Annotated in this window: 20 protein-coding genes; 9 read left to right on the top strand and 11 right to left on the bottom strand. The window is 74.4% G+C overall.

The features are described from left to right. Window positions 1-185: 185 nt before the first annotated feature. Together ABWI07_RS42535 and ABWI07_RS42530 are read right to left on the bottom strand one after the other, a co-directional pair. A complete protein-coding gene (locus ABWI07_RS42535; protein ID WP_353822017.1) occupies window positions 186-827 on the bottom strand; it encodes a hemerythrin domain-containing protein in 642 nt (213 codons plus the stop codon). 144 nt (window positions 828-971) lie between these two features. After that, window positions 972-1826, bottom strand: coding sequence for a LysR family transcriptional regulator (locus tag ABWI07_RS42530; protein WP_235036671.1), 855 nt, complete (start codon window positions 1824-1826; stop codon window positions 972-974). A gap of 89 nt (window positions 1827-1915) precedes the next feature. On the opposite strand from ABWI07_RS42530, the gene ABWI07_RS42525 reads away from it, so the two are divergent. Continuing rightward, window positions 1916-2413 carry a nuclear transport factor 2 family protein gene (locus ABWI07_RS42525; RefSeq protein WP_353822016.1) on the top strand — a complete coding sequence of 166 codons (498 nt, stop codon included), beginning with the start codon at window positions 1916-1918 and terminating at the stop codon, window positions 2411-2413. 6 nt (window positions 2414-2419) lie between these two features. On the opposite strand, the gene ABWI07_RS42520 is transcribed toward ABWI07_RS42525, so the two are convergent. After that, window positions 2420-3238 carry a TetR/AcrR family transcriptional regulator C-terminal domain-containing protein gene (locus ABWI07_RS42520; RefSeq protein WP_353822015.1) on the bottom strand — a complete coding sequence of 273 codons (819 nt, stop codon included), beginning with the start codon at window positions 3236-3238 and terminating at the stop codon, window positions 2420-2422. Between the two features lie 81 nt (window positions 3239-3319). Between ABWI07_RS42520 and ABWI07_RS42515 the strand changes: the two genes are divergently transcribed. Next, entirely contained in the window at window positions 3320-5629 is a 2310-nt protein-coding gene (locus tag ABWI07_RS42515) for an ATP-binding cassette domain-containing protein (RefSeq protein WP_353822014.1), read from the top strand. A 48-nt stretch (window positions 5630-5677) separates the two neighbouring features. Here the strand turns inward: ABWI07_RS42515 and ABWI07_RS42510 are convergent, their stop codons facing one another. Next, the gene (locus tag ABWI07_RS42510) at window positions 5678-6103 is read right to left on the bottom strand and encodes a VOC family protein (protein WP_353822012.1); all 426 of its coding nucleotides are present in this window, start codon (window positions 6101-6103) and stop codon (window positions 5678-5680) included. 106 nt (window positions 6104-6209) lie between these two features. Between ABWI07_RS42510 and ABWI07_RS42505 the strand changes: the two genes are divergently transcribed. Continuing rightward, window positions 6210-7199: a helix-turn-helix transcriptional regulator gene (locus tag ABWI07_RS42505; protein ID WP_353822011.1), complete on the top strand. Its 990-nt coding sequence runs from the start codon at window positions 6210-6212 to the stop codon at window positions 7197-7199. A 65-nt stretch (window positions 7200-7264) separates the two neighbouring features. Here ABWI07_RS42505 and ABWI07_RS42500 read toward each other — a convergent pair whose 3' ends face one another. The 4 genes from ABWI07_RS42500 to ABWI07_RS42485 all read right to left on the bottom strand — a co-directional run bounded on the left by ABWI07_RS42500 (window position 7265) and on the right by ABWI07_RS42485 (window position 12885). Beyond that, window positions 7265-7783, bottom strand: a complete 519-nt coding sequence (locus tag ABWI07_RS42500) for a MarR family winged helix-turn-helix transcriptional regulator (RefSeq protein ID WP_353822010.1) — start codon at window positions 7781-7783, stop codon at window positions 7265-7267. Window positions 7784-7884: 101 nt separating this feature from the next. Next, window positions 7885-9081, bottom strand: a complete 1197-nt coding sequence (locus ABWI07_RS42495; protein ID WP_353822009.1) for an FAD-dependent monooxygenase — start codon at window positions 9079-9081, stop codon at window positions 7885-7887. A 61-nt stretch (window positions 9082-9142) separates the two neighbouring features. Beyond that, entirely contained in the window at window positions 9143-12076 is a 2934-nt protein-coding gene (locus ABWI07_RS42490; protein WP_353822008.1) for an AfsR/SARP family transcriptional regulator, read from the bottom strand. A 26-nt stretch (window positions 12077-12102) separates the two neighbouring features. Continuing rightward, a complete protein-coding gene (locus ABWI07_RS42485; protein WP_353822007.1) occupies window positions 12103-12885 on the bottom strand; it encodes an SDR family NAD(P)-dependent oxidoreductase in 783 nt (260 codons plus the stop codon). Window positions 12886-13141: 256 nt separating this feature from the next. Here ABWI07_RS42485 and ABWI07_RS42480 point away from each other — a divergent pair, with 256 nt between their 5' ends. The 4 genes from ABWI07_RS42480 to rox all read left to right on the top strand — a co-directional run bounded on the left by ABWI07_RS42480 (window position 13142) and on the right by rox (window position 17868). Further along, a complete protein-coding gene (locus tag ABWI07_RS42480; RefSeq protein ID WP_353822005.1) occupies window positions 13142-14662 on the top strand; it encodes a carboxylesterase/lipase family protein in 1521 nt (506 codons plus the stop codon). A 124-nt stretch (window positions 14663-14786) separates the two neighbouring features. Beyond that, on the top strand, window positions 14787-15320 hold the full coding sequence (locus ABWI07_RS42475) for a PadR family transcriptional regulator (protein ID WP_353822004.1): 534 nt from the start codon (window positions 14787-14789) through the stop codon (window positions 15318-15320). Beyond that, window positions 15317-16054, top strand: coding sequence for an ABC transporter ATP-binding protein (locus ABWI07_RS42470; protein WP_353822003.1), 738 nt, complete (start codon window positions 15317-15319; stop codon window positions 16052-16054). The genes ABWI07_RS42475 and ABWI07_RS42470 overlap by 4 nt, the downstream gene beginning before the upstream one ends. 386 nt (window positions 16055-16440) lie before the next feature. Continuing rightward, the gene (gene rox / locus ABWI07_RS42465; RefSeq protein WP_353822002.1) at window positions 16441-17868 is read left to right on the top strand and encodes a rifampin monooxygenase; all 1428 of its coding nucleotides are present in this window, start codon (window positions 16441-16443) and stop codon (window positions 17866-17868) included. A 120-nt stretch (window positions 17869-17988) separates the two neighbouring features. Here the strand turns inward: rox and ABWI07_RS42460 are convergent, their stop codons facing one another. Then, window positions 17989-18870: an NAD(P)H-binding protein gene (locus tag ABWI07_RS42460; protein ID WP_353822001.1), complete on the bottom strand. Its 882-nt coding sequence runs from the start codon at window positions 18868-18870 to the stop codon at window positions 17989-17991. 97 nt (window positions 18871-18967) lie between these two features. Between ABWI07_RS42460 and ABWI07_RS42455 the strand changes: the two genes are divergently transcribed. After that, window positions 18968-19546 (top strand): TetR/AcrR family transcriptional regulator, encoded by a 579-nt coding sequence (locus tag ABWI07_RS42455; RefSeq protein WP_353822000.1) that lies wholly within the window; start codon window positions 18968-18970, stop codon window positions 19544-19546. A gap of 41 nt (window positions 19547-19587) precedes the next feature. On the opposite strand, the gene ABWI07_RS42450 is transcribed toward ABWI07_RS42455, so the two are convergent. After that, window positions 19588-19923 carry a winged helix-turn-helix transcriptional regulator gene (locus ABWI07_RS42450; protein ID WP_353821999.1) on the bottom strand — a complete coding sequence of 112 codons (336 nt, stop codon included), beginning with the start codon at window positions 19921-19923 and terminating at the stop codon, window positions 19588-19590. 64 nt (window positions 19924-19987) lie between these two features. Here ABWI07_RS42450 and ABWI07_RS42445 point away from each other — a divergent pair, with 64 nt between their 5' ends. Further along, the gene (locus tag ABWI07_RS42445) at window positions 19988-20830 is read left to right on the top strand and encodes an SDR family oxidoreductase (protein ID WP_353821998.1); all 843 of its coding nucleotides are present in this window, start codon (window positions 19988-19990) and stop codon (window positions 20828-20830) included. A gap of 118 nt (window positions 20831-20948) precedes the next feature. On the opposite strand, the gene ABWI07_RS42440 is transcribed toward ABWI07_RS42445, so the two are convergent. Further along, a partial coding sequence (locus tag ABWI07_RS42440; RefSeq protein ID WP_502912901.1) for a hypothetical protein occupies window positions 20949-21673 on the bottom strand: 725 nt, incomplete at its 5' end.

Here is a 21673-nt window from a genome sequence, read left to right as displayed (position 1 = left end):
CGGACCCGCGCGCCGGCCGCCGCGCGCGCCGCCCCGGGACGCGCCGCCGGGGCCGCCACCCGCCGCCTGCACGCGCTGCACTCGGGCGACGTCGGCGACTACGCCGCCTGGCTCACCGCGGGGGTCGCCGTCCTGGCCCTGCTCACCGCGCGCTTCTGACACCCGCCCCATGAACGGCGGCGGGATCAGATGCTCCAGAGGCGGCGCTTGCGGTAGCGGGGCTCCCACATCACCCGGTTCAGCTCCCGCAGCGGCTTGGGCAGCGACGTCAGGAACCGGCTGCGCTCCACCGGCCCGATCCCGTCCACCACCCACGGGACGAACATCGGCGTGCCCGCCTCACAGCGTCCCCGGGACTCGGCGGCGAGCTCCTGCCACTCCGCCTCGGCCAGCACCGACTCCGCCAGCGGCAGCGCGCTGGTCTCCTCGTGCCGCAGGTGCCGCTCCAGCGCCTCGCGCAGCTCGCGCACCGCGGCGCGCAGGTCGCCGCCCTCCCCCGCCGCGCCCGCGCCCATCGCCGCGTCGACCCGGGCGACCAGCGGGGCCAGGCGGGCGTGGTCGGCGCGCATCTCCTCCAGCACCGCCCGCTCCGCACGGCGGGCGACCACGCGCTCCACCCGCGGCCACAGCCACCGGTCCTGCAGCTCCTGGTGCAGCCGGATCTGCTCCTTGAGGTTCTCCCAGCCCGCGCGCACATGGGCCGCCCGTCCCTTGCCCGCCGCCGCGGCCGCCGCGAGCCGGTCCAGATCCCGGCGGAACGCGTGGTGGGAGGCGTACAGGAGGGTGTGGCAGGTCGTGTCGCGCGGCTGGACCGCGAAGGTCTCCATACCTATAGGAGGCCCCCTGCGGGCCCCGATGTGACGTTCCGGACTTCACGAGAGACGCACCTCACACCCCGCGCCGCGCCGGACGCCGGCCCGCGGTCCGGTCGCCCCTGCCCAGGCCGGACGCGCCGGGTCCGCCGCACCGGGTCATGCGCCGCCGGAGTCGAGCAGGTCCAGTGCCGCGCGGGTGAACGCGCGGACCCGCGCCGTCTCGGCGCCGGCGCGCCACGCCAGCCCCCACTCCAGCGGCGGCGCCCCGTCGAGCGGCACGTAGGCGACGTCGGGCCGCGCGTGGTAGCGGCGGGTGTGGGCGCCCACGCACAGCACCCCCTCGCCCGCGCCGACGAGCGTGAGCAGCTCCGCCGTCGTCGCGCCGGGCGGCGCGTCCAGCACGCGCACCCGGGCCAGGTCGGCCCGCGGCACCGCGGCGCGCCGCGCGAACGGGTGCCCGGACGGGACGGCCAGCATCCGCGCCTCCCGCAGCAGCACCGGCCCGGCCACCACGCCCGGGCCCTCCAGCGGGAACTCCGCCAGGCACACCTCGGCCTCGCCGTCGCGCAGCCACGCCGGCGCCTGCCCCGGCCGCGCCTCCCGCAGCACCACCCGGCAGCCCGGTTCGCGCGAGCGCAGCAGCTCGGCCGCGCCGGCCAGCAGCTGCCCCGCCGCGGCGTCGGTGAACGCGGCCGTCAGCGTCCCGGTGACCCCGCGCCCCTCCTCGACGGCCCGCCGCACCGCGGCGCCGATCCGCTCCCACGCCGGGCCGATCTCCCCGGCCAGCCGCCGGCCCGCCGGGGTCGGCTCCACCCGCCGGGACGTCCGGTCGAACAGCCGCGTCCCGACACGGCGCTCCAGCCCCCGGATCGTCTGGCTGACCCGCGCCGTGGACACCCCGAGCCGCTCGGCCGTCCGGCCGAAGTGCAGCTCCTCCGACAGCACCAGCAGCGCCTCGATCTCGTGCCGCTCCAGCACCGCCGCACCCCCGATCGTTAAGCGTGGTTTCACGATGGTTGCACGATGCGGCGTTGATCGCCACGGCGGCCGCCGGGAGGCTGGACGCGCCACCACGACCCGACCCCCGCCTGGGAGGAAACGTGTACGTCACCCGTTCGCACGCCCTGACCGCCGACGCCGGAGCCGCCGACCTGCGGGACCGCCTCGAGGTCACCGACGCGCTGTACCGATTCGGGCTCGGCCAGGACCTCAAGGACCGGGCGCTGTTCGCCTCCGCGTTCGCCCCCGACGCCGTGCTGGACTTCCGCCCGGCCGCTTCGGCGTGGGGCGCCGAGCCGCCGCCGATGGCCGGGCGCGACACGATCGTCGACACGATCCTCGGCATGTTCGAGGGGCGCGTCGCCACCACCCACCAGGTCACCAACCCCCGCGTCGAGCTCGACGGCGACACCGCCCGGCTGACCGCGCTGGTGGAGGCCCAGCACCTGCTCGTCGCCGACCGCTCCGTGCACGCCCTGCTGAAGAACCTCTACGACGTCGACCTGGTCCGCGCCGGCGACGGGCCCGGCTGGGTGATGCGCCGCGTCGTCATCGACAACGTCTGGCTCACCGGCGACCCCGTCGCGATCTTTGGCTGACCCGCCTCACCCGCCCGCGACGCCGTCCCCCTCGGCGTCGATCCCCTCGGCGTCGACGGCGGCGGCGATGCCGTCCAGGACCAGGGCCAGGCCGCCCTCGAACGCCTCCCGCGCCGCCCGCTCCAGGTACGGGACGTCCTCGTCCACGGCGAGGCCGCCCTCGGCGTCCAGCCACGCCACCAGCGGGAAGCACTCGGTGAACCCGGGCGCCAGGTCCTCCAGGGCCCCGGCGCGGCCGTACCACCACCGCTCCTCCGACATCCCGGTGTCGCGCACCACCTGCCGCGACTCGGCGAGGGTCTGCGCCGCGCCGCGCACCACGCTCGAGAGCGCCGACACCGCGCGCCGCACCCGCCGCGCCGGCAGCCCGGTGCGGGCCAGCACGCCCAGCAGCGCCTCCAGCGCCCGGTACTCGTTCGGCCCGAGCACCGGGCGCGCCTGCGACACCTGGAGCATCCACGGATGCCGCAGGTAGAACTCCCAGGAGTCCTCCGCCCAGCGCACCAGCGCCGCCCGCCAGCCGTCCGAGGCGTCGTAGCCGCCGGGCAGCTCGGCCAGCGCGCGGTCGTACATCAGGTCCACCAGCTCGGCCTTGCCCGGCACGTAGGTGTACAGGGCCATCGCCGTGCGGCCCAGGCGCTCGCCGACCGCGCGCATCGACAGCGCCGCCATCCCCTCGGCGTCGGCGACGGCGATCGCGGCGTCCACGATCACCTCCACGCTCAGCCCCGGCCGCGGCCCCGGCCCCCTCCGGGACGGCTCCGCGCCGCGCCACAGCAGGTCCATCGAGCGGCGCGGGTCGCCCTGCCCGGCGAAGACGACCAACGTGCATCTCCTTATGCCATAAACTGATCCGGATCGAGGATCTCTTTACGCTCTAAGATATCAAGCGAGTGAGGAAGCCCCATGCCGCTCCAGCCGACGACCGCGCAGCCCGAGCCGCACGCCGGCGCGCTCCGGGCCGCCGACGCCCACGACGTCATCGAGGTCCGCGGCGCGCGGGAGAACAACCTCGCCGACGTCAGCCTCGACATCCCCAAGCGCCGCCTGACCGTGTTCACCGGCGTGTCCGGGTCGGGCAAGTCGTCCCTGGTGTTCGGCACCATCGCCGCCGAGTCGCGGCGGCTGATCAACGAGACCTACACCGCGTTCGTGCAGGGGTTCATGCCGAGCGTCGGCCGCCCCGACGTGGACGCGCTGCGCAACCTCAGCGCCGCGATCGTCGTCGACCAGGAGCGGATGGGCGCCAACTCCCGCTCCACCGTCGGGACCGCCACCGACGCCCACACCATGCTGCGGATCGTCTTCAGCCGGCTCGGCGAACCGCACGCCGGCACCTCCTCGGCGTTCAGCTTCAACAACGCCGAGGGCATGTGCCCCGACTGCGAGGGCCTCGGCCGCGTCTCCCGCGTCGACCTGGACCGGCTCGTCGACCGCGACCTGTCCCTCAACGAGGGCGCCATCACCGTCCCGAACTTCGGCGTCGGGTCCTGGTACTGGAAGGTGATCGCCGACTCGGGGCTGTTCGACCCGGACGCCAAGCTGCGCGACTACACCCCCGCCCAGTGGGACGACCTGCTCCACAAGGCGCCCACCAAGATCAAGAGCAGTGGCATCAACACCACCTACGAGGGCCTGCTGGTCAAGGTCAAGCGGCTCTACCTGGACAAGGACACCGAGTCCCTGCAGCCCCACATCCGCGCGTTCGTCGAGCGCGCCGTCGCCTTCAGCGCGTGCGCCGCCTGCGGCGGCACCCGCCTCAACCCCGCCGCCCTCGCCAGCCGCATCGCCGGGCTCAACATCGCCGACTGCGCCGCCATGCAGATCAGCGACCTCGCCGACTTCGTCCGCGGGATCGGCGCGCCGTCGGTCGCGCCGGTGCTGGCCACCCTGCAGGGCACCCTGGACTCCCTGGTCGAGATCGGCCTCGGCTACCTCAGCCTGGACCGCGAGTCCACCACCCTGTCGGGCGGCGAGGCCCAGCGCGTCAAGATGGTCCGCCACCTCGGCTCCAGCCTCAGCGACATCACCTACGTCTTCGACGAGCCCACCGCGGGCCTGCACCCCCACGACATCGCCCGCATGAACGACCTGCTGCTGCGCCTGCGCGACAAGGGCAACACCGTCCTGGTCGTCGAGCACAAGCCCGAGACCATCGCGATCGCCGACCACGTCGTCGACCTCGGCCCCGGCGCCGGCGCCGACGGCGGCCGCGTCTGCTACACCGGCGACCTGGCCGGGCTCCGCGCCTCCGGCACCCTCACCGGACGCCACCTGGACCACCGCGCCCGGCTGCGCGACAAGGTCCGCGAGCCCTCGGGGCACCTGGCCGTCAAGGGCGCGGACCTGCACAACCTCAAGAACGTCGACACCGAGATCCCCCTCGGCGTCCTCACCGTCGTCACCGGCGTCGCCGGATCCGGCAAGAGCTCCCTCATCCACGGGTCCCTGCCCGGCCGCGACGGCGTCGTCGTGGTCGACCAGTCCCCCATCCGCGGGTCCCGCCGCAGCAACCCCGCCACCTACACCGGGCTGCTGGACCACGTCCGCACCGCGTTCGCCAAGGCCAACGGCGTCAAACCGGCCCTGTTCAGCGCCAACTCCGAAGGCGCCTGCCCCGCCTGCAAGGGCATCGGGCTGGTCTACACCGACCTGGCGATGATGGCCGGCGTCGCCTCGGTGTGCGAGGAGTGCGAGGGGCGCCGCTACACCGCCGAGGTCCTCACCTACACCCTGCGCGGCAAGGACATCAGCCAGGTCCTGGCCATGCGCGTCGCCGAGGCCCGCGAGTTCTTCACCGCCGGGCAGGCCCGCGCCGTCCTGGACCGCCTCGCCGACGTCGGCCTCGGCTACCTCGGGCTCGGGCAGCCCCTCACCACCCTGTCCGGCGGGGAGCGCCAGCGCCTCAAGCTCGCCATCCACATGGCCGAGAAGGCCGCCACCTACGTCCTGGACGAGCCCACCACCGGCCTGCACCTCGCCGACGTCGACCAGCTCCTGGCCCTGCTGGACCGCCTCGTCGACGCGGGCAACACCGTCATCGTCATCGAGCACCACCAGGCCGTCATGGCCCACGCCGACTGGATCATCGACCTCGGCCCGGGCGCCGGCCACGACGGCGGCCGCGTCGTGTTCACCGGCACGCCCGCCGACCTGGTCGCCGGCGCCGACACCCTCACCGCCCGCCACCTGCGCGAGTACCTCCACGGCGCCTGACCCCGCGCGGCCCGCCGGGCACCCCGGCGGGCCGCGCGGCGGGACGGGTCAGCGCGGCGCCGCCCGGCCCAGCACCTCCAGGTAGTGCGGGTTGGACATCACCCCCAGGACGTTGCCGAACGGGTCGACCACCGACGCGGTCGCGAACCCCGTCCCCTCGCCCCGCTCAGTGATCTTCTCGTGCTCCCGCGCGCCCATCGCCACCAGCCGCTCCACCGCCGCCTCCAGGTCGTCCACCTGCCAGAACATGACCGCCCCGCCCGGGCCCGCCGCCGGCCCTTCCGGACGGAACCGGGCGTCGACCAGCCCCAGCTCGTGCTTGTAGTCCCCTACCCGGAACTCGTAGTAGGCGGTGCCGCCGTCCGGGCCCGCGACCCGGAAGTACGGCGCGATCCCCAGCAGCTCGGCGTACCAGTCCTTGGCCGCCTCCATGTCGTCCGCCCAGTAGCTGATGGTGGCGAATCCCCGCAGCATGTCGTGCCTCCGATCACCGGGGACCGGACGGTCCGGCCCCGACGCCTCCGACGCTAGAGGGCCATTAGGTCACCCAACGTCCTATAGGCACGGCAGGATGGAGGACATGCGCGATCCCTCCGGGCGGCTGCTCCAGCTGCTGTCACTTTTGCAGACCCCCCGCGAATGGTCGGGCACCGAACTGGCCGAGCGCCTCGGCGTCACCACCCGCACCATCCGCCGCGACGTCGACCGCCTGCGCGAGCTCGGCTACCCCGTCCACGCCACCCACGGCAGCACCGGCGGCTACCGGCTCACCGCCGGCGCCGCGATGCCGCCGCTGCTGCTGGACGACGACGAGGCGACCGCCATCGCGATCGGCCTGCGCACCGCCGCCGCGGGCGCCGTCACCGGCATCGAGGACACCTCGCTGCGCGCCCTGGCCAAGCTCGAGCAGGTCCTGCCCCACCGCCTGCGGCACCGCGTCGCCGCCCTCACCGAGGCCGCCGTGCCCCTCCCCCCGCAGGACGGCGCCCCGCCCGCCGCCGACCCCGCCGTCCTGGCCCTGCTCGCCGCCGCCTGCCTCACCCGCGAGAAGACCCGCTTCACCTACACCGCCGCCGACGGCCGCAGCACCCGCCGCCTGGCCCAGCCGCACCGCCTGGTCACCGCGGGCCGCCGCTGGTACCTGGTCGCCCACGACGAGGACCGCGCCGCCTGGCGCACCTTCCGCGCCGACCGCATCACCGACCCGCACCGCACCGGCATGCGCGGCCCCGAACGCGACCTGCCCGGCGGCGCCGACGCCGCCTCCTGGGCCATGGACGCCCTGGCCGGCGGATCGGGGACGATCCGCGCCCGGCTGCTCCTGCACGCCCCCATCGAGCAGGCCGCCGAGCACGTCACCGCCTGGCAGGGCGTCCTGGAACCCGCCGACGACCGCACCTGCCTGCTGCACACCCGGTCGGACTCGCTGCGCTTCCTCGCCTACCGCGTGACCCTGCTGCCCCTCGACTACACCCTGCTGGACCCGCCCGAACTCGCCGACCACCTGGCCGCCATCGCCGACCGAGCCACCCGCGCCATCCGCCCCTTCACCACACCAGCGGCCCCCTGACCGCCAGGCCACCGCGGGGAGCCCCACCTGCGCTCTGGCGCTCGGGCGAGCCGGGCGGTCGGGTGTCAGGGCTCGCCGGGGGCGGTGTCGAGGGAGGTGTCGCCGAGCGACTCCAGGAGGATGCGCAGGGCGCCGGCCAGGTGGTCGCGGTCGGCCGGAGACAGCGCCGCCAGCAGGCGCTCCTCGTTGGCGGCGTGCAGGCCGACCACCTCGTCCACGATCTCCAGGCCGCGCGGCGTCAGCCGGATCCGCACCGACCGGCGGTCACCGGTGTCGCGCACCCGCTCCACCAGGCCCCTGGCCTCCATCCGGTCGATCCGGTTGGTGATCGCCCCCGAGGTGACCATCGCCGCCCGCAGCAGCGCTCCCGCCGTCAACTCGTAGGGGGCGCCGTGCCGGCGCAGCGTCGCCAGCACGTCGAACTCCCAACTCTCCAGCCCGTGCGCGGCGAAGAACTCCTTCAGCTCCCGGCCGAGCAGCGACTGCGCCCGCGAGATGCGCCCCACGACGCCCATCGCCGACACGTCCAGGTCGGGACGCTCGCGGCCCCACTGCGCCAGGATCGCGTCCACCGCGTCCGCCATGTCTCGCCCTCCCGCCGCAATCTCAACGTTGAGATTATCAATCGGGCGCGGCCGAGGCGGGGACATGGCAGGCGACCCGCGCCCGACCCTCTGCCGCACGCCTACCGCCGGGCGAGCTCGCGGTAGTCGCGCAGCGTGATGTTCTCCGCGGCCTTACGGGCGATCTTGGCGGCCATGTTCTTCCCCGGCAGGTACGGCATGACCTTGTAGTAGCGGTTGAGGAACGTGGCCATGGCGCGGCTTCCGGGGACCATGAGCTTGGCGACGCCGTCGCCCATCTTCTGGCAGCCCACCGCGTACTCGCGCATCTCCTCCTCGTACCGCCCGAACGCGACGCGGTGGTCGCCGCCCGCCAAGGCCAGCTCGCCCGCCAGCACGTACGCGCCGACCAGGGCGAGCCCCGACCCCATGCCCGACAGGGAGGAGGGGCAGTACGCGGCGTCGCCGAGCAGCGCGACCCGGCCCCGCGACCAGGCGTCCATGCGGACCTGGCCGACCGAGTCGAAGTAGAAGTCGGGCGCGTACCGCATGTCCTGCAGCAACCGGTCGCTCTGCCAGCCGTTGCCGGTGAAGGTCTCGGCGAGGACGGCCTGCTGCCCCGCCACGTCGCGGCGGTCCAGGTCCAGCTGCGGCGAGGCGAAGTAGAAGACGGCCTTGGCCTCGGAGTTGTGGCGGGCGCTGTACATCGCGACGAGCCTGCCCGCGGTGCGGTAGGCGTGCCCGGTGTGGTCCAGGCCGAGGTGGTTGGCCGTGGTGAAGATCGCGCAGTTGACGCCGAGGTGCTTCACGAACCGCTCCTCCGGCCCGAACACCAGGCGGCGGGTGTTGGAGTGCAGCCCGTCCGCGCCGATCACCAGGTCGAACCGGCGCGGCGCGCCCCGCTCGAAGGTCACCTCCACGCCGTCGGCGTCCTCGGTGAGCGAGGCGATGGAGTCGCCGAAGACGTACTCGGTGTGCTGCCTGGTCGCGTCGTACAGGATCCTGGCCAGGTCGCCCCGGAGGATCTCGATGTCCCCGGCGAACAGGTCGGCGGGCATCTTGGCCTGCTCCTTGCCCGCGCTGTTGACGTACGACATGGAGCCCACGCCGGTACGGGCGCGCTCCAGGTCGGCCAGAATGCCCATGCGGCGCAGGACCGTCAGGTGGGCCTCGCCGCGGAAGTCGACGGCGTAGCCGCCGTCGCGGAGGGCGGGGGCGCGTTCCAGGATGGTGGGCTGGAAGCCGTGCCGGTGGAGCCAGTAGGCGAGCGCGGGGCCGGCGACGGAGGCGCCGGAGATCAGTACCTTGAGGTTCGTCATGACCCAGAGCTTCCAAGGGGGCGCTCACCGCGGGCTCACCGTGCGCTCACCGCGCCCGCGGTCACCGCGGCGAAGTCACCGTGCTCAGCACCGTGTCCACGACCTCTTCGGGCAGCCCCAGCATCCGCAGCACCTCCGAGGCGGACGTCCCCATCCCGTCCGCGGCCGCGGCGGCCTCCCGGTAGCGCCCGCGCGCCTCGGCGCCGTGGCCGCGGGCGTCGGCGACGCGCCCCAGCCCGATGAGCGTCCGCAGCCGGGGCCCGAGGCTCTTGATCCAGTGCGGGTCGATCCGCTCCAGCGCCTCCGCGTACAGCCGTTCGGCGTCGGCCAGGTCGCCCTCCCCCAGGGCGATGTCGCCGAGGCCGCGCAGGGCGGCCGCCAGGTAGGTGGAGCTGCCGGCGCGGCGGGCGAGCACGGCGGCCCGCGCGTAGTCGGCACGGGCCGCCGCAGCGTCGTCGCCGGCGCGGTGGTCACCGCGGTTGACCAGCAGGTCGGCGCTGTCCTCCAGGGCGCCGAGCTGCTCGGTGAGCACGAGGGCCTCGTCGGTCAGCGCGACCGCCCGCCCCCGGTCGCCGCGGGCGGCCGCCGCTCCGGCGAGCGTGTCCAGGGCCAGCGCGCTCCCCCACCGGTCGCCGAGCGAACGGAACCCCCGCAGGGCCTCGCCGAAGGCGTGCTCGGCCCCCGCCGGGTCCCCCTCGCCGAGGCGTCCGAACCCCGACACGTAGTGGGCGGCGGCCCGGGCCCACGGCTCGGCGCAGTCGCGCTGGGACGAGACGAGCGCGAACGCGCCCTCCGGGTCGGGTCCGTTGGCGTTCCGCATCATCCACAGCAGCAGGACGACCGGGTAGCGGCCCGGCCGGTCGCCGGGCCACGCGGCCGCCAGCGCCTTCGCCGCCGCAGCGCGATGCCGCTGCCACATCTCCTGCCCCGCGTCGCCCGACGCCGACGCCGACGCGGCGAGCAGCGCGCACGCCGCGTACTCCTCGCCGAGCCCGGCGGGGACCGCCTCGCCCACCCGCGCGAGCAGCGCGGTCGCCTGCGGCGCGGCCGACGCGGACGCGCCCCGGATCCACAGGTAGGTGAACGCCGAGGCGAGCAGTTCGAAGGCGAGCCCGGTCTCCGCCTCCTCGACCGCCCAGTGCAGCGCCGCCACGAGGTCGCCGTGCTCGGCGGCCACGACGGGCAGCCACTCCAGCTGCTCGGCCCGCCGCAGATGCGGATCGGCCTCCCGCACCAGCTCCAGGACGCGCCGGGCGTGGCCGCGCCGCACCGACGCGCGCTCGCCCGCCGCGTCGAGAAGCTCGCCGCCGTACGCGCGGATCGTCTCCAGCATCCGGTAGCGGCCGCCGGCGAACTCCAGCAGCGACTTGTCGACCAGCGACTCCAGCGTCTCACCGTCGGTGCCGCACACCCGCATCGCCGACTCCGCCGTCGCGCCCCCGGCGAAGACCGCGAACCGCCGCGCCGCCCGCTGCTCGGGCTCGGAGAGCAGGTCCCAGCTCCACGCGACCACCGAGCGCAGCGTGCGATGCCGCTCGTCGGCCGTGCGGTTGCCGCGTGAGGCGACGCCGAGGAGATCGTCCAGCCGTCCGGCGAGGTCGCCGGCCTCCAGGGTGCGCGACCGCGCGGCCGCGAGCTCGATGGCCAGCGGCAGGTCGTCGAGCGCCGCGCATATCCGCCGCAGCAGCCCGGGGTCGGCGGTGAAGCCCCGCCGCACGGCGCGGGCCCGCTCGGTGAACAGCCGCACGGCCGCGTCGGCGTCGAGCGGCCGCACCTGGACCAGGTGCTCGCCGATGATGCCGAGCGGCTCGCGGCTCGTGGCCAGCACGCGCAGCCGCGGGCAGGTCGCCAGCAGCCGCGCCGCCAGCTTCGCGACCTCGTCGACGACGTGCTCGCAGTTGTCCAGGACGAGCAGCAGCACCTGGTCCGACAGCGCCGCGATCAGGCGGTCGACCGGCGCCTTCGCGCCGCCGTCCATCTGGAGGCCGTTCTCGCGCAGGCCGAGCGCGCCCAGCAGGGCCTGCGGCAGCCCGGCTCCGTCGCGCAGCGGGGCCAGCTCCACGAAGCACACCTCACCGGCCGCGCCCTCGGCGTCCGCCGCCTCGGCGCCGGCGACCTCGACCGACAGCCGGGTCTTGCCGACGCCGCCGGGCCCCGTCAGGGTGACCAGCCGGGCCACCCGCAGCAGCCCCGCGACCTCCGCCACCTCGCCGGAGCGGCCCACGAAGCTCGTCAGCTGGGCGGGCGGCGCGGCGGGCGCCGGCGCCGGATCGGCGCTGAGCAGTTCCCGGTGCAGCGCGGCCAGCTCGGCCGACGGGTCGGCGCCCAGCTCGTCGGCCAGCCGCCGGCGGATCTCCTCGAACACCACCAGCGCCTCCGCCTGCCCGCCCGCGGCGAACAGCGCCCGCATCAGCAGCCCCGCCAGCCGCTCCCGGAGCGGATGGCGGCCGACCAGCTCGCGCAGCTCGGCTACGACCGCGCCCTGCTCGCCGAGCCGGAGCGCGGCCTCGATGCGGTCCTCGACCGCCCCGAGCCGCTGCTCCTCCAGCCGTGCGGCGGCGGACCGGGCCGTCTCGCTGTCGGGCAGCTCGGCCAGCGCCGGTCCCCGCCACAGCTCCAGGGCCTCGCGCAGGAGGGCGAGCGCCCGTCCGGCGTCGCCGCCGGCCAGCGCCGCCCGGCCCGCCCCGGCCAGCCGCTCGAACCGGCAGGCGTCCACGTCGTCCGGATCGACCGCGATGCGGTAGCCCGCTCCGGCCCGTTCGATCACCGCGCCGCCGCCCAGCGCCGTGCGGAGCCTGGAGACCTGGGACTGCAGGGAATGCGCCGACAGCGCTCCGGCCGGATCGATCTCCTCGACCAGCCGGTCCGACGAGACGACCTCTCCGGGGCGCACCAGCAGCAGGGCCAGCAGCGCCCGCCGGGCCGGACCGCCAAGCGGGACCTCGCCGCCGTCGCCGCGCCACGCCCTGGTCTCGCCGAGGATCCCGAACCGCATGCCGGCGATTATCCACCGGCGGACGATCAAGGAGCGATCGGACCGAGGAACGTCCCGCCCGAGACGTCGACGGTCTGGCCGGTCACCCACCGGCCCTGCGGGCCCGCCAGGAACCCGACGACGTCCGCGACGTCCTCGGGCTCGCCCAGCCGCCCCAGCGCGGTGATCGACTCCAGCCCGGCGACCACCTCGGGGATCGAGGTGTAGCCCGCGGTCATGTCGGTGCGCACCGCGCCGGGCGCGACGGTGTTCACCGTGATGCCGCGCCGTCCGAGCTCGTTGGCCAGCGACGGCGCCATCGACTCCAGCGCCGCCTTGCTGATCGTGTAGCCGATCTGGGTGGTGACCGCGAACCGGCTGGCCGTCGAGCCCATGTTGATGATGCGGCCGCCGTCGTTCAGCAGCGCCAGCGCGCGCTGGATCACGAAGAACGGGGTGGCGACGTTGACCTCCAGCAGCCTCCGGAGCTCCGCCGGGGTGACCTGCGCGATCGGGGTGGTCGAGGCGATGCCCGCGTTGTTGACCAGGATGTCCAGCCCGGCTCCATCCCGCCCGGCCTGGGCCAGGCCTGCGGCCAGTTCGTCGAACAGCCGGTCCACCGCGCCGTCCTCGCCGAACCGCGCCCGGACCGCGAACGCGCGGCCGCCCGCCTCCTCGATCCGCGCCACGGTCTGCTTGGCCGCCTCCTCGTTGCCGCCGTAGTGGACGGCGACCAGCGCGCCCTCGGCCGCCAGCCGAAGCGCGACCGCTCGGCCGATGCCCCGCGAGCCGCCCGTCACCAAAGCCGTCCTGCCGGTCAGAACGTTCATCGTCGCTCCCTGTCCATTGGCCGGTCCGCGGCGGATCCGGCAATGGACCAACGGTCGCGAGGCGGGCTCACCGGATGCTCACCGCGAACTCACCGCGCCACGTCGACGCCGGTCAGTTCCCTTCCGCTGGACCTGTGACCCGCGTGGCCATGGAGCTTCTCCGAGGCCGTGACGGTCCCGCCCGTAAATGGTTTGTCCGCGGAGGGCGGGCACCGGGATGCTCTGCGGAAAGGGCGACGGAAAGGAAACCCGCGCCGTGGCCGTCACCAGCCTCTCCGGGGCCGAACCGGAAGTCCGCACGAAGGCCGGCGTCCTGCGCGGGGTCCGGGAGGCGGGCACGGCGGTCTTCCGCGGCGTCCCGTTCGCCGAACCGCCGGCCGGCGCCCTGCGCTTCGCCGCGCCGCAGCCGGTGCGCGGCTGGGACGGCGTGCGCCCGGCGGTCGCGTACGGCCCGCCGCCCCCGCAGTCCGGCATGCTCGCGCAGCCCCCGGAGACCACCGGCGACGACTGGCTGACGCTCAACATCTGGACACCGGAACCGGATCCGGCGGCGAAGCTGCCGGTGATGGTGTGGATCCCCGGCGGCGGCTACGTCACGGGCAACGCGGGCCTCCCGGAGTACGACGCCGGCAACCTGGCCCGGAGCGGCACCGTGGTCGTGTCCCTCAACTACCGCCTCGGCGTCGAGGGCTTCGCGCAGATCGACGGAGCCCCGGCCAACCGGGGGCTGCTCGACCAGGTCGCGGCCCTGCGGTGGGTCCAGGACGACATCCGGGCCTTCGGCGGCGACCCCGACCGGGTCACGGTCTTCGGGCAGTCGGCGGGCGGCGGATCGGTCGCCGCGCTGCTCGCCATGCCGCGCGCCGCGGGCCTCTTCCGCCGGGCGGTCGCGCAGAGCGTGCCGGGCACGTTCTTCTCCCCCGAACTGGCCGCCGACATCGCCGCCGCCTGCGCCGCCGAAGTGGGAGCGCGCCCCACGGCGGCCGGGCTGTCGGCCGTCGCCCCGGACCGGCTGCCCGCCGCGGGCGACGCGCTCTCCGCCGGGATCGGCCGGTGGCGGGAGCGGTGGGGGCCGATCACGCACCGGCCGATCCCGTTCGCGCCGGTCGTCGACGGCGACGTCCTGCCCGCGACCCCCTGGCAGGCCCTGGCGGACGGCGCCGCCCGGGACGTCGGACTCCTCGTCGGGCACACCCGTGACGAGCACCGGCTGTTCAGCCTGATCGACGGGGTGCTCGGACAGGTCGCCCACGAGCAGACCGAGACCGCGCTGCACCTGCTCGCCCCCGGCCCGGACGGCGCGCGCCGGTACCGGGAGGCATTCCCGGCCGCGACCGAAGAGGAGCTGTACGAACTGGTCAACGCCGACTGGCTGTTCCGCATGCCGAGCCTCCGCCTCGCCGACGCGCAGATCGCCGGCGGCGGCCGGGCCCACCTCTACGAGCTCACCTGGCCCGCCCCGGGAGCGGGCGGGAGCCTCGGCGCCTGCCACGGCCTGGACGTGCCGCTCGTCTTCGGCAACCTGTCCAGCGGGCGGCCCGCCATGCTGATCGGTGACCCGCCCTTCCCCGAGGCGGAGAAGCTGTCCGCGCGGATCCGCTCGGCATGGACGGCGTTCGCCGCTCACGGCGACCCGGGCTGGCCCCGGTACGACGCCGACCACCGCCTCACGCAGCTCATCGACACTCGGCCGGTGATCGCGGCCTACCCCGAAGAGGCCTCGCGGCTGCTCTGGCAGGACCACGCCTTCCCGGCACTCTCCCTGCTCACGCAGTAGCGGTCGTCAGCGGCCCGTCGTCCGCAACCGCTCCAGCACGCCCCCGGACCCCAGACCCGGGACGAGCCCGTTTGACGTCCGCAGTAGATAACCGCTATCTATTGGCCAGCCGTTAGGGGGATGCATGCAGGACGCAGTGCTGGCGATGCTCGCGAAGGAGCCGTCGCACGGCTACCGCCTGCGCGAGCGGCTGCGGCGCGATCTCGGGCCGCTGGGACGGTCGATGAACGCGGGCCAGATCTACGTGACCCTGGCCCGGCTGGAGCGGGCGGGACTGGTCGTCTGCGAGCGGGCGGACGGGCTGCCGGACCGGCCCGACCGCAAGGTGTACGCGCTGACCCCGGCCGGACAGCAGCGGGTGGCCGCGTGGCTCGCCGAGGTCGACTGGCCGAAGCCGGATCTGGCGGAGTTCCACCTCAAGCTCGCCGCGGCGGCCGCCGCCCGGCTCGCCGATCCGGTGGAGCTGGTGGACGCGCAGCGCCGTGAGCTGATGCGCCGCTTGGGCGAGGCGCAGCGCGCGTCGCTGGCCGAGGAGGACGGCTCCACCGCCGGCCTGCTGCTGGAAGGAGTCGCGCTGCGGCTGCAGGCGGACCTGCGCTGGTTGGAGGCCTGCGAGCGGGTCTGGTCGCGGCGCGGAGATGAAACCGAGGGTGTATGAACGAGTTCGGCGGTGTGCTGCAGGTCCGCGACCTCACCAAGGAGCACGGCCAGGGGCAGGGCCTGGTCCGCGCGGTCGATGGAATAGACCTCGACGTACCGGCGGGGCAGACGCTGGCGGTGATGGGGCCCAGCGGCTGCGGGAAGTCCACCCTGCTGCACCTGCTCGGCGGCCTCGAGCGGCCGACCTCCGGCCAGGTGTGGCTGGCCGGACGGCGCATCGACACCGTGGACGAACGCGGCCTGGCCCGGCTGCGGCGCCGGTCGGTGGGGTTCGTCTTCCAGGCCTTCCACCTGATCGAGGAGCTGTCGGCCGCGGAGAACGTTGAGCTGCCGGCACTCCTCGCCGGACGCTCGGCGCGCGCGGCCAGGCGCCGCGCGGCCGTCCTGCTGGAGCGGTTCGGGCTCGCCGACCGCGCCCGGCACCTGCCCTGGCAGCTGTCGGGGGGACAGCGCCAGCGGGTGGCCATCGCCCGCGCCATGGCCAACGAGCCCCGGGTCCTGCTGGCCGACGAGCCGACCGGGAACCTGGACACCGCGGCGACGCGCGACGTGCTGAGGATCTTCGCGGACCTGCGCGCCGCGGGGCAGACCCTCGTGATCGTCACGCATGACGAGCGCGTCGCGGCCACCGCGGACCGGCTGGTCTCGATGCGCGACGGGACGTTCATCGACGACACCCGGCTGGCGGGCGGCACCGGACGCCTCGACGGCCTGATCGGACTCGACGGCTGAATGCCTCGGGCGACGCGGAAGGGTCACCGCCACGGGCGGCCTGGACCATCTGGCGACCCTTGACGATCCCTATGCGCGGGAATTCTTCCAGCCGAGCGGATATTGACCCGGCCTGTCCCTGAATGGAGGCGACCGACGCGCACTCCCTCCATTTTCAACTTATAGCGGAGCAGGGGGCTTGCGGCAAGACCCCCGTCGTGCCGCAGAATCGTCGGCCGAGGCCGGTACCTGCGTAAACGGGGAAGCGACCCGTGCGCGTCGACGCGCGGGCGGGGGCGCCTTCGCGCGCCGCCGGCGAGGCCCGCACCGCGTCCGCGGGGAGTCGGCGCGCGCGGGAGAGCCGAGCCGGCGGGACGGCCGAGAACCGCTCTGGTGAATGGGGATTCATGATCGACGTGATCGTGGTCGGCGGCGGGCCGACCGGCTTGATGCTCGCCTGCGAGCTGCGCCTGCACGGGGTGCGCGTGCTCGTCCTGGAGAAGGACGAGGAGCCGCCACCGTTCGTGCGCGCGCTCGGCCTGCATGTGCGCAGCATCGAGGTGCTGGACCAGCGCGGCCTGCTGGAACGGTTCCTCGCGCACGGCCGCAAGCACCCGCTCGGCGGCTTCTTCGCCGGCATCAGGAAACCCGCGCCCGAGGGGCTCGACACCGCGCACGCCTACGTCCTCGGCATCCCGCAGCCCGTCACCGACCGGCTGCTGGCCGAGCGCGCCGCCGAGCTCGGCGCCGAGGTGCGGCGCGGCCGCGAGGTGGTCGGCGTGAGCCAGGACGAGCACGCGGTGACCGCCGAGCTGGCCGACGGGACGCGGCTGCGCTCGCGCTACCTCGTCGGCTGCGACGGCGGCCGCAGCACGGTCCGCAAGCTGCTCGGCGTCGGCTTCCCCGGCGAGCCCTCCCGGGTCGAGACGCTTCTGGGCGAGATGGAGGTGACCGCGCCGCCCGAGACGCTGGCCTCCGTGATGGCCGAGGTCCAGAAGACCCAGAGGCGGTTCGGCCTCATGCCCGTCGGGGACGGGGTCCACCGCGTCGTCGTGCCCGCCGAGGGGGTGGCCGAGGACCGCTCGGCGCCGCCGACGCTCGAGGACTTCAAGCGGCGGCTGCGGGCGGTCGGCGGCACCGACTTCGGCGTCCACTCCCCGCGCTGGCTGTCCCGTTTCGGCGACGCCACCCGGCTGGCCGAGCGCTACCGGGTCGGCCGGGTGCTGCTGGCAGGGGACGCGGCGCACGTCCACCCGCCGGTGGGCGGGCAGGGCCTCAACCTCGGCATCCAGGACGCGTTCAACCTCGGCTGGAAACTCGCCGCCGAGGTCGGCGGCTGGGCGCCGGAGGGGCTGCTGGACGGCTACCAAACCGAGCGTCACCCCGTGGCCGCCGACGTGCTGGACAACACCCGCGCGCAGATGGAGCTGCTGTCCACCGAGCCGGGCCCTCGCGCCGTGCGCGGGCTGCTGTCGCAGCTGATGGACTTCGACGAGGTGAACCGGTACCTCACCGAGAAGATCATCGCGACCGGGATCCGCTACGACCTCGGCGACGGGCATCCGCTCGTCGGCCGCCGGCTGCGGGACGTCGAGCTGAAGCAGGGCCGCCTCTACGAGCTGACGCACGGCGGCCGCGGGCTGCTGCTCGACCAGACCGGCCGGCTCTCGGTGGCGGGCTGGGCGGACCGGGTGGACCACGTCGTCGACACCGCCGAGGACCTCGGGGTCCCCGCGGCGCTGCTGCGGCCGGACGGCCACGTGGTGTGGGTCGGCGACGACCAGACGGAACTGCTCGACCGCCTGCCCAGGTGGTTCGGCGCTCCCGCGGACTGAGCGCGCGCAGGGCGCGGCGCCGTCTCGGAGTTCGCGCACGCGCCCTGGGCCGGCCACCCCTGCCCGCGTCCACGCGGCCTGCCCGGTCACGGCTCCAGGCGCCCGCCGGTCCCGGGACGCTCAGGCGTCGACGGCCGGCTTGAGCACCTCCCGGCACCACTGGCGGAAGCCGGTGGGCGTCGTGGCCTGCGGGGTGCGCGGCTGCGCGTTGTAGATGCCCCGGCCGACCGCGTCCGCCATGGCCACGGCGCCCCGCGCCCATGCCTCGCTCATCCCGTGCTCCACGAGGGCCGCCTTGTGGGCTTCACCGGAGATCCGCTGGTAGCGGACGGGCCGCTCCAGCACCTCGGACATGATCTGCGCCATGTCGTTGTGGGACAGGTCCTCCGGGCCGAGGAGCGGGACGTCCTCCTGCCCGGTCCAGGAGGCATCGAGGAGCAGCCGGGCCGCGGCGGCCGCGATGTCCCGCGTGGCGCACGTCGGGATCTTGCGGTCGCCGGAGAGCGAGGAGAAGAACACGCCCTGGCTCTTCAGGGGCTCGACCTGCCAGAGCATGTTCTCCATGAATCCCGGCGGGCACAGGGAGCGGTAGTGCACGCCCGTGCTCTCGATCAGGTCGTCCATGGCGAAAACCGCCGAGATCTGACCGGCGTTCCGGGCAGTGCCCCGGCCCAGGCTCGAAAGGCCGATCACTCGCTCGACGCCTTGGCTGACGACCGCCTCGCACAGCGGCTCGACGAAGTCGAGCATGTGTCTCGGGAGGCTCTGGGCGCGGGGGTTCGGGGGCACGATCCACAGGACGCAGTCCGCGCCCGCGAACGCCTTGGTGACGACGCCGACGTCGTCCGTCGTGCCCTGGACGACCTCGACGCGTTCGCGCACCCGCGCGAGCAGGCGCGAGGGGTCGCGGGCGATCACCCGGACGGGGCGGTCGCCGTCGTCGAGGACGCTGTCGAGGACCTGGCGGCCGATCTGGCCGGTGGGAGTGGTGATGACGAGCACGGGACCTCCAGTACCGCACCGAGATTAAACGGAACCGGAATCCCGGTTCCTATTTGCGCCTGCACAGTACCGGAATTACGCTTCCGGTTGTCAAGCCATGACCGAGAACCCACGGCCCCTGCGCGCCGACGCACGCCGCAACCGCGAGCGGATCATGAGGTCCGCCGGCGAGCTGTTCGCTCGCCTGGGCCACCGTGCCCAGATGGAGGACATCGCCGCGCACTGCGGCCTCGGGATGGGCACCCTCTACCGCCACTTCCCCAACAAGAAGGCGCTGCTGACGGCCATCGTCCAGGAGCGCTTCCACGGCATGGCCGGCCTGGCCCGCGCGGCGGAGGAGATCGACGACCCGGCCGAGGCCCTGGAGGCGGTCCTGCGCGGCTACCTGGAGGCCGCGAACGGCGACGCGGGCTTCCAGCTGGCGCTCATGGGCTCCGACGAGCCGCAGTGGGAGGACGTCCTGCAGCAGAAGGCCGAGTTCGCCGAGGCCGTCGCCCGCATCATCGACCACGCGGTCGCATCCGGGCGGGTCCGGAAGGACCTCACCTTCGGCGACTTCACGATGCTCGCCAACGGCGTGATCGCCACCATGTACTTCAAGCCCGGCGGCCACGCCGACTGGCGCCGCCACCTGCAGATCGTGCTCGACGGCATCCGCACCGGCGCCCCCCGCTGACGCCGGCCGCTGTAGCCCCTGTCCACGTCGCGGGGCGGGCGTCAGGGGGTGAGGTCGGCCTCCGGGTCCGGCACCGCCATGGCCCAGGTCCCCATGGCGTCCAGGACGTCGCGTAGCCCCTCGCCGAGCGGGGTCAACGCGTACTCGACGCGCGGCGGTATCTCCGCGTAGCTCGTTCGGGTGACGATGCCGTGCCGCTCGAACTGGCGCAGCCTGCTGGTCAGGGTGTGGGGGCTGATGCCGGGCAGGGCCTCGCGCAGTTGGTTGAACCGGTGCGGGCCCTTCAGGAGCTCACGCACGATCAGGGTCGCCCACGGCCCGTTCAGCAGCACGAGAAACCGGGCAACGCCGCACTCGGGGAGGCAGGGATCAGCCACATTTCCGACCGTATCCCATTAGTGCAGTTGATGTAACTGGTGCAGTGCATGCACTAATTACCCCATGACCTATGTGATCCATGGCGCCACGGGCGCCCAGGGCGCCCCCGTCGTCGCCGCTCTCGCCTCCGCCGGCAAGGCCGTGACCGCGGTGAGCCGCGACGAGCATGCCGTCGTGGACGGCGCGCGCGTCGTCTCCGCCGCCTACTCCTCCCCCGCCGACCTGACCGACGCCTACCGGGGCGCCGCAGGGGTCTTCGTCCACCTGCCGGTGGCCGCGGAAGAGGACCGCCGGCTCTTCGCGGACAACATCCTGACCGCCGTCCGCGCCGCCCGGCCGGGCCGCGTCGTGTTCTCCACCAGCGGCTTCCCGATCGATCCCGCGATCGGCGGTGCCGCCGCGGCCCTGGCCGCCGGCCTGACCGACAGCGGCGTGTCCCACGCGGTGGTCGCGCCCGAGCTGTACCTGGAGAACCTGCTCATGCCCTTTGTCCTCGACTCGATCCGCGAGCGCGGCGTGCTGCCCTACCCGATACGGGCCGACTTCCCCGTCTCCTGGGCGTCGCACCTGGACATCGCCGACGCCGTCGCCGCCCTGTTCGACCGCCCGGACGTCACCGGTGCGGTCTCGGTCGGCCAGTACCCGGCGATCACGGGGCCGGACCTGGCCGAGTCGTTCGGCGCCCGGCTGGGGCGGGACGTGGTCTTCGAACCGATCACTCCCGACGAGATGCGCACCTCGGTCGCGCCCCTGCTCGGGGAAGGCCCGGCCGCCGACATCGCGGAGGCCTACCAGATGATGAGCACCATGCCGGGCCGCTCCATCACGCCGGAGACCTCCGCCCAGAAGCTGCTGGGCCTCCACCCCCGGACCACGAGCCAGTGGCTGGCCGACGTCGGCCTCTGACCGCGACCGCCGTCGGATCCGACCAGTAGGTAGCGCACAGAACGGCCAGTAGCGCTGCTCCAAGCCTTCACGGCCGGTTTGGAGGCCACTGGCCGTTCGGCTGCTGCCCAAGCCCCGATCAGTGCTGGTCGGAGACATACGTCGGCGTGTTCCCCCGACCCTGATCAGCCTCTTTCGAGGACCCGCCGCCGGACGGCTCGCCGCTGCCGTCCGCGGCGGGCGGGGCGGGCTGCGGTACGGGCCGGGCGTGCTCGGCACGGATGGCGCGTTCGAGGTGCGCGGTGGCGGCCTCGCGGGCGGCGTCGCGTTCCGCGGTCAGCGCGTCGATCCGCGCCTGCAACCGGGTGGTCTGGACGAGCAGGTGCTCGCGGGCGGTGTCGCGCTCTCCGATCGCGCGCTCAACGGCCTCACTGGCACGCGTGTCGGCGGCCTGGGCAGCCTGTTCAGCGACGGTGAGAGCGGCTCGCAGCCGGGCGAGTTCGCTGTGCGCCGTTTCCAACTGCTCAGTGGCCGCACCGAGGGCGCCCTGAGCCTCGGTGAGCCGACCACTTGCCTGGTCGAGTTGGGTGCGCAGGTCCTGCTCGCGCGCGCGAGCCTGGTCGGCGGCACTCTGCGCCTGGTCCTGGACGTGTTCCAGGCGGCGGCCGACCCGGTCGAGCTCGCCCCGGGCCTGGGCGAGGTCGTGTTCGGTGGATCGCAGGCGTTCGTGGACGTCCCCGAGCTGGTCCTGCAGCGTGCGGGCGGTCTCCTCGGCGGCCTGCCGGGCCGTGGTCTCGGCCTGGGCGGTGGCGCGCGCGGCGCGGGCGACCTCGTCGGCGGCTTCGGCGCGCTCCTCGGCAAGCC

The sequence above is a fragment of the Actinomadura sp. NPDC000600 genome (assembly GCF_040492135.1).
Taxonomy (GTDB): Bacteria; Actinomycetota; Actinomycetes; order Streptosporangiales; family Streptosporangiaceae; genus Spirillospora.
The sequence above is the reverse complement of the archived record's forward strand: the minus strand, read 5'-3'. Positions and strand labels throughout refer to the sequence as shown.